The organism is Actinomadura sp. NBRC 104425, from assembly GCF_030269545.1.
GTDB classification, from domain to species: domain Bacteria; phylum Actinomycetota; class Actinomycetes; order Streptosporangiales; family Streptosporangiaceae; genus Spirillospora; species Spirillospora keratinilytica.
Map to the genome: position 1 here is coordinate 195,959 of NZ_BSTN01000001.1, position 12,040 is coordinate 207,998.

Here is a 12,040-nt window from a genome sequence, read left to right on the forward strand (position 1 = left end):
CACCGCGCCCCGCCGATCAGCGATGACACTCGTTCCATGGCACCCACCCGAAACCGTCCCGCCAGATCTCGGCCTTGGTCAGTGTCGTCTGGCTGTCCTCTCCGTCGTAACGTATCGCCCCGCCGCCCAGCCTGCCGAGACCCTCCAGCCCAGCCGACCGCCCGCGGACGCTTTCGTCGTACGTCGTCCGGGTGTTGGTGCCCCTGGTCCGCAGAAGGTCGTCCATCTGCTGTCCGAACGGGGTGTACTCGGTGAATATCGCGCTTCCTGCGGTCTTCTGGGTGAGCATCCCGGTCGCGAACACGCCGGTGGCGACATTGCGGTTCTGGGGGTCGGACAGGTCCAGGGAGTAGCTGGTGACCTGGCGCCCGCCGTCCAGCGGAATCTGGCGGGTCAGAGGAATCTCCGTCTTGCCCTTGCCGCCGCCGAGCGTCACGTTCTCCCGGCCGCGCAGCGTCCACGACGTCAGCACATTCCGGGTGAACTTGACCGGGTTCCCGTTCTTGTCCACCACGTACTGGTACTCGTTCTGGCCGATGAGTTCGACGGTGACCCCGGTCTTGACCCCGTTGGCCAGGCTCCTGTTGATGTAGTCGCGCAGTTTATCGGGGATCTCGAAGTAGGGCCCGAACTTGGCCTTCCCGGCCACCTCCAGCTCCTTCAGCACGGCCTCGGCCCCCCGCTGCGTGACCTGCTTGGGCAGCTTGGTCAGGTCGAAGGTGAGGGTCGGATCGGTCAAGATCTTGTCGCGCATGTTCAGGATCGTGTTGCCGTCCTTGTCGCGCTGCACACCGGACAGCGACCAGTAGCGGGTGGCGGCCGAGAAGTCGAAGCCGCCGATCTTCAGCTTGGGGGTGAAGCCGCCCGCCGGTCCGGCCTCCACCGACCAGCGAACGGGGGCCGGCAGCTTTCTGGGCTTGAGCAGATCCCTCAGCATGCCCCCCAGAAACGGCACCCTCATCAGAGGGGCGACCGCAGGATGGTGGCGCGCGATGAACTTGGCGTGTTCCGCGGCGTACCGTGCGGGGAATTCCCGGGCATCCTTCTCGTTGTCGAAGGTGTAGTACTGCGCGCCGGTGATGTTGAGGCCGCCCCACAAACCGTTGATACCGCCACTCAACGGGCCTTTGTTAAGAGGGATCTCGGGGGCCTGCGCTCCGCCCTCGCCGAAGGCTCCCAGCGCCACCGTCCACCGGTCGGGCTTGCCGGGGGTGACGATTTTCGCCATCGAGTAGAAGACCCGGACGCTGCCGCGCACGTTGACGAAACGCAGCGGCACCACCACCGTGATGTCGTCGTAGCCGGCAGTGCCGTCGGCCGTGCAGACCGGCTCGGGGCGCTTGACCGGGCGAACCGGTGAACTCGGAGACGGGCTGGGGCTCGGACTGTCGGACGGCCCTGGGCTGTCGGAGGGGCCGGGGGTGCCCGGTCCGGACGGAGTGGAAGTGATTGACGGCGAGGGACCGCCAGTCGGCGTGCCGCGGGCCTCAGGGCGTCCGTCGCTGTTGGCGCAGCTATCGACCAGCCCGCCGGCCTCCATGACCTTGCAGACGGCCAGGTAGATGCGGTTGGCCACCGTGCCGCCGATGCCGGACAGCCCGAGCGCCAGCACCACCGCCGCGATCAAGGAGATCACAACGATATAGCTGACCGGGCCCTCGCCGAGTTCACGGGTCCTTCCGGCTCGATTAACCTGACGGCCACCTGACAGCACATCGCGAACGTTATGATCTGTTTGTCCCAATGCGCGTGAGTCCCTAGGCCCAATATCGGGCCCAATGGTGGTCCCTGGGCCCTATCGCGCCGGTCGTCCAGTGCGACGTACTCGCCCCTGCCGTTTTCGGGCCCTCGCCCGGCGACGGCCCTCTTCCGGACGACAACTCCCCCGAGGCCCAGGAGTACCGCGCGGCGCAGGAAGCGCTGAGCCGCGCCTAGCAGGACCTGGCGGGCCCGGAACGCGCAGCGGGCGGCGCCAACCTGCTGGTGCACAACTGCACGGACCTGGACCTGCACGAGGAACCGCCGCGCGGGCAGCGCCCCGGCCCTCACCGGCCGGGCCACACGATCAATCAGCACATCGACATCAGCGACCAAGACCTCATCGCCCGCGCGAGAGACCCGGCAACACCCAGGGCGCGGCGGGCCGCTGGAAGGACAAGGCGACCGCGCAGGCGACGATCGACGCCGCCATGGCCGACCCGAAGCTGCAGCCGATGATCCAGCGGTGGCTCAAGGAAGGCCCGAACGGGCGGCGACGCTGGAACTTCCGGTGCAGCAGTACGGAAACGGCTCGCTGGGCGACATCGCGCCCAAGAACGGCGACATCAACCCGGCGGGGAACAATCTCAAGATCATTCTGCACCGCACGCAAAGTCCCAAGCACAAGCCGGGCCGGTATATTTTCACAGCCTATCCGGTCCCCTGATCTCGGCGAGTGGTGACGGCATGGAAGACAGGTCGGACGACTTCGGCATCACCGCGCTCGCGGGGGGCTACTTTCACCAAGCGTGGTGGTCGCGCCACCCGACGTCCGACGAACTCCTCATGTTCGTGCGAGACGAAAACCCCGTCCCAGTCATCGAGCAGTGCGTGCACGACGCGACGCTGCTGGCCGAGTCGCCGCTGACCGGCGAACAGCTCGCGGCGCTCTGGACATCCGCCACCGACGGCTACCACGCCGTCACAGCCGAAGGACGGGACGGCCGCCGGTGGTTCCAGCGGATGATCGAAATTCTCACCCCGAAGCTGGACGCGGCGGGCGTCCGCGTCTCGGCCGAAGGAGCACAGGACTTCCGCCCCGAAGTGACGGAACCGGTGGCACGGGTCGTGCGGCGTTTCTCAATCGTCACGAATTTTCTGGGCGAGCCGGCCGATGAGCAATTCCTGCGGCAGGCCCTTGAGGATCTGATACGGGCGGGCCTGCCGGAACTGTCCCTGCGCTTCTTCCTCCGCTTCGCGGTAACGCACGATGCACCGATACCGAAGGACTTCTACGCCGAGATCAAGCGGGCGTCCGTCCCGTTCGGCTACGGCGCCTTCATCGTCGAGCGCCTGGAACACCTGATCATCGACTGACCGGCGTCCGCGACGGTCGAGCGCCCGGGTGCGGCCTGACCGGCGCGAGACCGCACCCGGCGAGGCGGTCAGAAGAGGTCGAACCAGTTCCGCGGGTCCCAGCCCTGCTCGGCGAACCGGTTCTTCCCGCTGATCTTCACGGTGTCGAGAACGCGCGGCAGCTGCTCCTGCGTCTGCTGCTTTTCGGGGGCCTCCGCGGTGATGGCCAGCAGCACCCCGTCTTCGGAGACGGCGAACGTCTCCGAGCCCCGCATGCTGACGGAGGCGCCGGACAGGGCCTTGATCTTGCGCACCACCTCGAAGCGGTGCGCCTCGGCGGCCCCCTCTATCGTCACCGTACGGGAACCGACGATCTGGTAGTGCTGGACGGCGGCGGCCGTCTGGAACTGCGTGAGCTTGTCCTGCAGGCGATGGTTCCAGCCGTCCTGACGGATGACGCGCACCTGCCCGGAGTACGCCCCCTCGGGCGTCGCCGGGCCGTTGAACTCGACGTAGTCGTGCCCTTCCGCGTTCGTACCGGTGCGGATCTGCCAGTTCTCCGGGTAGGCGAGGCGGTAGTCGTCGCCCCGGTAGATCCGGTAGCCGTCGGCGACGCTCATGGCGTCCACGAGGCCCTGCCAGGGGGACCACCACACCAGTCCCCCGAGGACGGCGCCCAGTAGAAAAAGGCGGGGAAAGTAACGCACCCACCACGTATATATCCGGACCGTAGGTTCTGTATGGGGCCCGCAGACCCATTTCCGGCCCCAAGAGCACGCGAAAAAGATCCCGGGGTCGGGAGCGTATTGACGCTCCCGACCCCGGGCGAGCGGATCAGTTGATCGTGAGGTTCTCGGCCTTCTCGTACCCGGGGATCTCCAGGGTGACCGTCGTGACGTCCGAGGGCACCTTGATCATCGTGTACAGGCGGAGCTGCTCCCCCTTGACGACCAAGGGCACATCAGGGGTCATGGTTGCGAACCGCGGACCGATCGCGTATCCGTCACCGTCGCGCACGGCGCGGAACCGGCGATCGCCCGACACCAGCGAAACGGCACTCGTGCCCTCGAGGATGTAGCCGTCCTCAGCCGGCGCGGTGAACATGGTGCCGGCGTAGGCCGTTTGGTCGCCGTCGTTGCGCAGGGTGAAGGACACGGTGGTGAAGCCGTTGGAGTCGCGGTGCAGCTCGTCCACATGGATGGACGTGCCTTTGGGGCCGCTCTTGGGGTTCAGCGTGCTGCCGGGTGCGGGCGCGGCCGAAGCGCTGGGAGTCTGCGCCGGAGCGGGCTTGGGCCGGGCGAACGAGATGACGACCCGGCGGTTCTTTCTGCGTCCCTCCTCGGTGCTGTTGGAGGCGATGGGGCGCTTGGATCCAAAGCCCTGGGATCGGTAGGTGATGCCCTGCCTGGTCACCATCTGCTTCAGCGCGTTCTCCACGCTCTTGGCGCGGCGCTCCGACAGCGGCTGGTTGATGGCGTCGTTGCCGGTGCTGTCGGCATGCCCCTCGATCGTGACCGTGTTGCCGGGAGAGTTCTGGATCTTTTGGGAGACCTCGCGCAGCGTCGCCTGGGCCTCGGCGTTGAGGTCGGCCTTGTTCACCGCGAACAGCACGTCGGTCGAGATGTTCACGTTCAGGTTGGTGCCGTCGTCCTCCTCGAAGCCGACGTTGTTCTGGGTGATGGTCGTCACCGGCAGGATCCGCGTCGGCCCCTTCTGCGCCGTGACGGGGTCGACGCCGCGGTTGTTCTCGTCGATGTCGATCTTGACCCCGGTGCGGTTGCCGACCGGGACGTCGGTGAAGGGCAACACCCCCGGCACGATCAGGCCCAACCGCGACACCTCGGCGGGCGGCGCGGGGAACGCCGCGTGCAACGTCAGCGTTCCATTCGCGGGAAGCGTGAGGAAGCCGCCGAACGACTTGGTGCACAGACATTTGCGGCCGGGTTGGACATAGGGATGGTAGAGGCGCATGTTCACGCCGTCCAGCAGCGCCATCCCACCGACCGAATCCGAATCGAAGTTCTCGCCGGCATCCTTGCGGGCCGTCGGGACCATGATCCGGCCGAGGGAGACAGTCGACCTGGTGGTGTTGCGCGCTCGCAACTTGGCGACCACCACCTGATCCGACACCCGGTCCAAAGCCAGCAGGTCGAACTTGACCTCGCCGGTCGGCAGGTAGGGCTGGGTCTGCAGCACCCTCTCCCCGCCGCTCTGCGAACCGGACGTCGGAGAAGCCGATGGCGACTGCTTGCCGCCCTCAGATCCGCCGGAAGAACTGCAGGCGCTGAGCACCATGGCCGCGGCGACCACACCCGCCGCGTACCGTCCTCGCCCCGTCACGGCGCTTTTCACTCGCCAGTCTCCCTTCGCGACCCCTGGCCGGAAGAAATCCTACTTGACATGAGAAAAGCCCGCACGGGGGGACGGGATTCCCGTCCCCCCGTGCGGGCGGTATTCGACCTTGCCCGGCAACGAGGTCAGCTGGATCCGCCGCCGCCGCCGAGGCCGTTGTTCCAGACGCGCCAGACCGCGTTGGAAATGCCGTTGGCGATGGTCGTGCCGACCTTGCTCTGGCTGACCGCGAGGGCGATCGCAGCGATCAGCAAGATCACCGCGAGGTAGGAAACCGGACCTTCGCCGCGGTCCCGGTCGCCACGGGTGGTATAGGCGGTGATGAACGCAGCGACCCGAATGCTTGCGTCCCGCAGAGGCGCCATGGTTTTCTCCCGCGTTTTCGATCTCCCCATCTACTAGAAAAATGTAGGCAGCCGACGCCATTCGCCCCAGGGTCCTCAGGCCCAATCTGGACCCATTGTCGAGGCCCATGTCCGGGCCCAACCGCGCGTCCATCGCCCGCCGGTCAGCGTGACTCCACGGCGGTGCCCAGCCAGCGGGCGATCGCCGCCGCCCGATTGGTCACGCCGAGCTTGGCGAAGATGCGGTTGACGTGGTTCTTGACGGTCTTCTCGGTGAGGAACAGCCGTTCGGCGATCTCCCGGTTGGTACGGCCCTGCGCGATCAGGTCCATCACCTCCGACTCGCGGGCCGACAGTCCATGCCCGGGCCGGGCGGCGGCCGTCCCCCCACCGGAGCGTTCCCGCGGCGGCGGGGCGGGACGGTCCTCCGCCCCCTTGACAGCGGCCATCAGCGCGGCCACCGCGACCGGCGACAGGGGGTTGTTGGTGCCCGCCACGGTGTCGCGGACGGCCGCGGCCAGTTCGTCGGCGGTGAACGTCCCGTGCACCAGGTAGCCGGCGGCTCCGTTGCGGATCGCCGTGCGGATCACCTCGTCGTTGTCGGTGTAGGTGAGCATGAGGACCTTGGTCATGTCGCTCAGCGTGCGCAGCGCGGTGATGCCGTCCATCAGCGGCATGCGCACGTCCAGCAGGACCAGGTCGGGCGCGAACCGGCGGGTCATCTCGATGGCCTCGCCGCCGTTGGACGCCTGCCCCAGCACCTGCACCTCGCCCGTCGCCTCCAGCAGGGCCACGAGCCCCGAGCGGACCACCGGGTTGTCGTCGGCGACCACCACCGTGACCTGGCGGGCCCCGCCGTCTCCGCTCTCTCCGCCGTCCCCGTCCGAGCGCCACTGCGCGCCGACCGTCATTCAGGCCACCTCCAGATCCACCGATCCGGTCGACTCCGCGCCCGGATCGGGCACCGCGACAGTGATCGTCGTGCCCGCGCGCGGGGCGGAGTCGACGCTCAGGGACGCGCCGACGTTGTGCGCCCGCTCACGCATCCCGACCAGTCCGTAATGGCCGCCGCTCAGCAGGCGGCCCAGGTCCTGTCCGCCGTCGAAGCCGCGGCCGTCGTCGCGCACGCGCAGGACCGTGCGGTCCGCTTCCTGGGTCAGGCAGACCTCCACCGCCGTGGCCTGCGCGTGCCGCTGCACGTTCTCCAACGCCTCCTTGAGGATGGCGATCACCTCGTACCGGGCCCGCAGCGGCAGGTCGATCCCGGTGTCGACCCGCTGGGTCACCACCGTCCCGGTCTCCTCGGCCCAGGCCGCCGCGATGTCCGCGACCGCCCGGCCCAAAGGCTGCTGGAACATCTCGTCCCGCAGGTCCTCGATAAGCTGCCGCGCCTCGCGGGAGGCGACCTCGGCAGCGGCGGCGATGCGGCGGGCCTCCTCGGCGGCGCGCACCGGGGCCCGGTCCACCCACAGCGGCAGCGCCTGCGCCGACAGGGCGATGCCGCGCAGCGTCTTGGCGAGCGAGTCGTGCATCTCGCGGGCCAGGCGGCTGCGCTCCTCGGCCGCGGCGGCCACCACCTCCGCCGTGCGCCGGGCCGCCTCCAGCTGGGACTGCCGGTCGTACAGGTGCCGCAGCCGCGCCCCGGCGAACCCCGCCACCAGGTAGAACGCGGGCATCGCCACCACCGTCTGGAAGTTGACCAGCTCGCGGGTGGCGCCGAACCCCGTCGAAGCCGCGAAGTACAGCAGCACCTGCATGCCGCAGACCGCCACCAGCCACCGGCCGGTCAGCAGCAGGCCCGCGAGCATCGAGGTCACCACGGTGAACAGGAAGAACGGCCCGGTCACCCCGCCGATCTCCAGCACCGCGTAGGCGACGAACACGTCGAAGCCGATGAGCACCGGGTGCTTGAGCAGGGACGGCACGATCTGCTTCCAGGAAAACAGCACGATCACCGACAGCGACCCGACCCCGCTCAGCAGCAGCAGGGTCTCGAGCGTCATCCGCCCGCTCGAGACCAGCGCGAGTGTCAGCGCGGTGACCAGGATGCGCACCTGCATCAGCAGGCGGAACGTCGCCCCCAACCGCACGGCGCCGACCGGGTCGTCCCACTCCATCAGAACAGGATCCCCTCGGACATCGAGAAGTAGAGCCCACCCAGGATCAGCAGCAGCATCGCCGGGACCATGAGGAAGGTCACGATCAGCGTGATCTGCGGGTCGGCGCGCTGGGCGCGGCGCCGAGCCTGCTGGAAGGCGTCGCGGCGCATGTCGGTGCTGATCTCGGTGAGCGCGCGGGCCAGCGGGGCGCCCAGCTCCTCGGCCTGCAGGATGGCGGTGACGAAGCTGGCCAGCGCCGCGTTGTCGTTGCGCTGGCGCAGTTGCTCGAACGCATCGCGCAGCGGGGTGCCCAGCTCCATCTGGCGCAGCGCGTTGTTCAGCTCGTCCGCCAGCGCCCCCGGCATGCTCTCGGCGACCCGTGCCAGCGCGTGCCGGAAGCCCAGCCCGGCCGAGACGGTGACGGTCAGCACGTCGAGGAAGTCCGGAAGCGACCGCTGGATCTCTTCCTGGCGCTCGCGGCTGAGGTTCCACAGGACGATGTCGGTCTGCAGCAGACCGATCAGCAGCAGGATGACGCCGATGAGCGCCTGGCCGGCGAGCATCACCACCAGGCTGGCCCCGCCGTAGAACAGCACGCAGCCGACCTTGTTGGCGGCGTATCCCTCCACGGTCAGCCCGGCGGGGCGGCCGGCGCGGTCGATGCGACGGCGCAGCCGGGTCCGCCCGGCGCCGCTCATGGCGTTGACGATAAGTCCGGCGAACGGGCGTCCGAGCGGGTTGATGATGGAGCCGAGCGGGCCGAACTCCTTGGTCTTGATCTTCTTGACCGGTAGTACGTCCAGGTCGGCGGGTGCGGGCCGACCGGCGACCCTGAGGTGATAACCGTAGACGAACAGCGGCACCATCAGCCCGGCCGCCAGGGCGAGCAGCACGGGCATCAGACGTCGATCCTTGTCATCCGGCGGATCAGCAGCAGCGCGACGGTGAACAGGACCAGCACCACCAGCAGGATCGCCTGCCCGATCAGCGAGGAGGTCATCTTGTCGACGGTCTCCGGCTGCAGCACGCCCATCCCGATGAACAGCGCCGCCCCCATTCCACTGATGGCCCATCCCGCGACCACCGACTGCCCGAGGATCGTCTTCACCTCCCGGCGGGTCTCCTTGCGCTCCTCCAGGGCGGTGGAGATCTTGCGCAGCGCGGTGATCAGGGAGCCGCCCGACTTGTCCGCCACCACCAGCGTGCTGATCAGCACCGCCAGCTCCCGGGACGGCAGGCGCTCTCGCAGGTCGTTCATGGCATCGTCGAAGGACTGGCCCAGCCGCAGCGCCTCGGCGGTCCGGCTCAGCTCGGTGCGGGCCGGGTCGTCCAGCTCCTCGGCCGCCATCCCGATGGCGGTGCGGATCGACAAGCCCGCCGACGCCGCATTGCCCAGCACCCGGGCGATCTCGGGCAGCTGCCCGACGAACTCGTCGCGGCGCCGGTCCTCCTGGTGCCGCATGTAGATGAAGACGGCGCCGCCGACACCAGCCGCGACCACCAGCCCCAGGAACGTGGACAGGAGGCTGCCCACCACCGCCATCACGACCAGGGCGCCGACGGCCATTCCGAAGACGAACACCGACAGGCGGATCCGCAGCCCCGCCGCCATCAGGCGGCGGGAGATCTGGCGTCCCAGCGTGGTGCGGCGCAGCCGGGCGTCCCAATGGTCCAGCAGCGTGGCCATGCGGCGCTCGTCGTAGCCGCGTTCCCCGCGCATGACCAGTTCGCTGCGCTGGTCGAGACCTCGGCCGAACTCCCAGGCCGCCCAGACCGCCAGGCCCAGGACCGCGATCAGCATCAGCAAGATGAGAGGAAGGCTCATCCCGTCTCCCCGTTGTCGTCCCGGGCACCGAACGCGGGCGGCGTCTGCCCGGTCGGCCTCCCCGTGTGCCCCGGCGGTTGCGCGGCCGCGCCCGCCCTCTCGGTGGTCCCGTTCGCGCCGGCCGGCGGCGCGGGCACGGGTGCGGGCCGCGGTGCAGGCTGCTGCGGCGGTGGCATGTGGCCGCCCTGTGGCGCGGGCACCTGCCCGCCAGAGCCGTGCCCTGCCGCGGGCGGGGCTCCGGCTGTGGGCGGGTGCTGCCCGGCCGTGGGAGCGGGCGCAGCCCCGGGCGCGGAGCCGGGGGCGGCCGCGCCGAAGACCGCGGGGACCGCCTCCCCCGCGTACATCAGCCGCTGCACCAGGAGCTGCGGCAGTGGCCGGTGCGTGAAGCGGCCGCGGACCTGCAAGTCCAGGCCGATCGGCTCCTGGACGAAGCGCATGACCGTCTCCAGCTGCAGCGACTTGCTCCGCTCGGAGGACGTCACCCCGATCTCCCTGACACGGCGGGATCCGTCCGGGCCGCGTTCCAGGAACACCACCACGTGCACGGCGTTGGCGATCTGCGCCCGGATCGCCTCGTAGGGCATCTTCACGTCGCTCATCGACGCCAGGGTCTCCAGCCGGTAGATGGCGTCCTCGGCGGAGTTGGCGTGCACGGTCACCAGCGAACCGTCGTGACCGGTGTTCATGGCCTGCAGCATGTCGAGCGTCTCGGGGCCGCGGACCTCACCGACGATGATCCGGTCCGGGCGCATGCGCAGCGAGTTGCGCACCAGGTCGCGGATGGTCACCGCACCCTCGCCCTCGATGTTGGGCGGGCGCGACTCCAGCCGGATCACGTGCTCCTGCTGCAGCTGCAGTTCGGCCGAGTCCTCGATGGTGACGATGCGCTCGTGCGGCGGGACGAACGCCGACAGCGCGTTGAGGAAGGTGGTCTTGCCGGTGCCGGTACCGCCCGTGACGACGATGTTGAGCCGCGCCCGCACCAGCGCGGCCAGCAGCACGGCGGTCGGCTCGTCCAGCGACCCCATCTGCACCAGCTCCTGCATGGAGTAGGCGCGCGGGAACCGCCGGATCGTCATGACCGGGCCCACCAGCGACAGCGGCGGGATGATCACGTTGACCCGCTCGCCGGTCGGCAGCCGCGCGTCCACCATCGGGCTGGACTCGTCCACCCGCCGGTTGACCTGCGCCACGATCCGGTCGATGGTCTGGTAGAGCTGGGCCTCGCTGGCGAAGCCCAGGTCGATGCGCGTCAGCCGGCCGCCGCGCTCGATGTACACGTCGTTGGGGCCGTTGACCATGATCTCGGTGATCGTGGGGTCGGCCAGCAGCGGCTCCAGCACGCCCAGGCCCAGCGCCTCGTCGACGATGCGGCGGATGAGCACGGTCCGCTCGCGCGTCGACAGCACCGGGCCCTCTCGGGTCAGGATGTGCCCGACGACCTTCTCCAGCCGCGCCCGCCGCTGCGCCATGTCGAGCGCGGCCAGGTCGTCGAGGTTGACCTCCTCCAGCAGGCGCTTGCGCCAGTGCGCGAGGTTCTCCCCAGCCGCCTGGCGGTCGCCGCCGTTGTCGGCGTCGAGGCGGTTGCGCAGTCCCACGAGTTCACCCTCCGACCGGCATATGGACCTGGCGGGTCACCGCGATGTGCATCGGAACACCCTTGGCCAGAACCGGCACCTCGGCCCATATGACGCACTCGACGTCGTCTCCGTTCTGCCGCACCTGCACCCGGTGCTCGTTCAGCCAACCGGGCAGCGTCCGGCGCGCCGCGGCGTCCCCGGCCGCGGCGCCGCTCATGCTGCCGACCCGGGCGCCGGTGCGGGCCGCCTCCTCGACCTTCTCGATCGTGCTGAACGCGACGTAGGCTTCGAAGCACACCATGAGCACGAAAAGGAAGAGCCCGATGGTGGCCGCGTACTCGGTGGCGGCCGTTCCGCGGTCCTTGCTCACCCTTCCCCCTCATAGATGACCCGGGCCCGGTGGCTGACCTCCATCGGCAGCAGCACACCGGGGAACAGCAGGGGAGGCTTGATGGTGACGCGCACCCAGCCGCAGTCGGGGTCAACCCGGGTGACCTGCTCGGAATCGCACACCCGGCCCGTGGGGTAGTGGACGTCGATGTTGTCCTCGTCGGCCCACGCCCCCGACACGCGTTCCACCGCGGCCTTCTTGACCTCGTCGTAGCTGCCGTTGACGGCGGCCACGCGGGCGCCTTCGTTGGCGGAGTGACCGGCGTAGGTGGCGGCCATCCCCAGCAGGAACGCCTCCCACACCATCAGCACGGTGACGAGGATCAGCGGCAGCATCGCGGTGAACTCGACCATGCCTGCGTCACGGCGCAGGGGGGGTCGGCGGGTGAGTCGCCG

12 protein-coding genes and 1 pseudogene are annotated in these 12,040 nt (G+C 69.2%); 2 read left to right on the plus strand and 11 right to left on the minus strand.

Annotation, left to right across the window (positions count from 1 at the left end; all coding sequences use genetic code 11):
• Positions 1–16: 16 nt before the first annotated feature.
• Positions 17–1,714: a hypothetical protein gene (locus tag QSK22_RS00940; RefSeq protein WP_285491951.1), complete on the minus strand. Its 1,698-nt coding sequence runs from the start codon at positions 1,712–1,714 to the stop codon at positions 17–19.
• A gap of 510 nt (positions 1,715–2,224) precedes the next feature.
• Between QSK22_RS00940 and QSK22_RS00945 the strand changes: the two genes are divergently transcribed.
• Both QSK22_RS00945 and QSK22_RS00950 read left to right on the plus strand, forming a co-directional pair.
• The gene (locus QSK22_RS00945; protein ID WP_285491952.1) at positions 2,225–2,425 is read left to right on the plus strand and encodes a hypothetical protein; all 201 of its coding nucleotides are present in this window, start codon (positions 2,225–2,227) and stop codon (positions 2,423–2,425) included.
• A 20-nt stretch (positions 2,426–2,445) separates the two neighbouring features.
• Positions 2,446–3,075, plus strand: coding sequence for a hypothetical protein (locus QSK22_RS00950; RefSeq protein ID WP_285491953.1), 630 nt, complete (start codon positions 2,446–2,448; stop codon positions 3,073–3,075).
• 68 nt (positions 3,076–3,143) lie between these two features.
• On the opposite strand, the gene QSK22_RS00955 is transcribed toward QSK22_RS00950, so the two are convergent.
• The 10 genes and pseudogenes from QSK22_RS00955 to QSK22_RS01000 all read right to left on the minus strand — a co-directional run bounded on the left by QSK22_RS00955 (position 3,144) and on the right by QSK22_RS01000 (position 11,998).
• Positions 3,144–3,761 carry a hypothetical protein gene (locus QSK22_RS00955; protein ID WP_285491954.1) on the minus strand — a complete coding sequence of 206 codons (618 nt, stop codon included), beginning with the start codon at positions 3,759–3,761 and terminating at the stop codon, positions 3,144–3,146.
• A gap of 127 nt (positions 3,762–3,888) precedes the next feature.
• Positions 3,889–5,364 (minus strand): OmpA family protein, encoded by a 1,476-nt coding sequence (locus QSK22_RS00960; RefSeq protein WP_285491955.1) that lies wholly within the window; start codon positions 5,362–5,364, stop codon positions 3,889–3,891.
• Between the two features lie 167 nt (positions 5,365–5,531).
• Positions 5,532–5,771, minus strand: a complete 240-nt coding sequence (locus QSK22_RS00965) for a hypothetical protein (protein ID WP_285491956.1) — start codon at positions 5,769–5,771, stop codon at positions 5,532–5,534.
• A gap of 143 nt (positions 5,772–5,914) precedes the next feature.
• Positions 5,915–6,661 carry a response regulator transcription factor gene (locus QSK22_RS00970; protein WP_285491957.1) on the minus strand — a complete coding sequence of 249 codons (747 nt, stop codon included), beginning with the start codon at positions 6,659–6,661 and terminating at the stop codon, positions 5,915–5,917.
• Positions 6,662–7,867: a sensor histidine kinase gene (locus QSK22_RS00975; RefSeq protein ID WP_285491958.1), complete on the minus strand. Its 1,206-nt coding sequence runs from the start codon at positions 7,865–7,867 to the stop codon at positions 6,662–6,664.
• A complete protein-coding gene (locus QSK22_RS00980; RefSeq protein WP_285491959.1) occupies positions 7,867–8,748 on the minus strand; it encodes a type II secretion system F family protein in 882 nt (293 codons plus the stop codon). The genes QSK22_RS00975 and QSK22_RS00980 overlap by 1 nt, the downstream gene beginning before the upstream one ends.
• Positions 8,748–9,674 carry a type II secretion system F family protein gene (locus QSK22_RS00985; RefSeq protein WP_285491960.1) on the minus strand — a complete coding sequence of 309 codons (927 nt, stop codon included), beginning with the start codon at positions 9,672–9,674 and terminating at the stop codon, positions 8,748–8,750. Before QSK22_RS00985 ends, QSK22_RS00980 begins: the two co-directional genes overlap by 1 nt.
• Before the next feature lie 284 nt (positions 9,675–9,958).
• Positions 9,959–11,272 (minus strand): annotated as a pseudogene (locus tag QSK22_RS00990) (TadA family conjugal transfer-associated ATPase); the annotation flags it as partial.
• 4 nt (positions 11,273–11,276) lie between these two features.
• On the minus strand, positions 11,277–11,624 hold the full coding sequence (locus tag QSK22_RS00995) for a TadE family protein (RefSeq protein ID WP_285491961.1): 348 nt from the start codon (positions 11,622–11,624) through the stop codon (positions 11,277–11,279).
• Positions 11,621–11,998 (minus strand): TadE/TadG family type IV pilus assembly protein, encoded by a 378-nt coding sequence (locus QSK22_RS01000; RefSeq protein ID WP_285491962.1) that lies wholly within the window; start codon positions 11,996–11,998, stop codon positions 11,621–11,623. The genes QSK22_RS00995 and QSK22_RS01000 overlap by 4 nt, the downstream gene beginning before the upstream one ends.
• Positions 11,999–12,040: the final 42 nt, after the last annotated feature.

Coding starts and splice junctions, on each gene's coding strand:
- QSK22_RS00950 (WP_285491953.1), top strand. CDS start 2,446: ATGGAAGACAGGTCGGACGACTTCGGCATCACCGCGCTCGCGGGGGGC.
- QSK22_RS00965 (WP_285491956.1), bottom strand. CDS start 5,771: ATGGCGCCTCTGCGGGACGCAAGCATTCGGGTCGCTGCGTTCATCACC.
- QSK22_RS00970 (WP_285491957.1), bottom strand. CDS start 6,661: ATGACGGTCGGCGCGCAGTGGCGCTCGGACGGGGACGGCGGAGAGAGC.
- QSK22_RS00975 (WP_285491958.1), bottom strand. CDS start 7,867: ATGGAGTGGGACGACCCGGTCGGCGCCGTGCGGTTGGGGGCGACGTTC.
- QSK22_RS00980 (WP_285491959.1), bottom strand. CDS start 8,748: ATGCCCGTGCTGCTCGCCCTGGCGGCCGGGCTGATGGTGCCGCTGTTC.
- QSK22_RS00985 (WP_285491960.1), bottom strand. CDS start 9,674: ATGAGCCTTCCTCTCATCTTGCTGATGCTGATCGCGGTCCTGGGCCTG.
- QSK22_RS01000 (WP_285491962.1), bottom strand. CDS start 11,998: ATGGTCGAGTTCACCGCGATGCTGCCGCTGATCCTCGTCACCGTGCTG.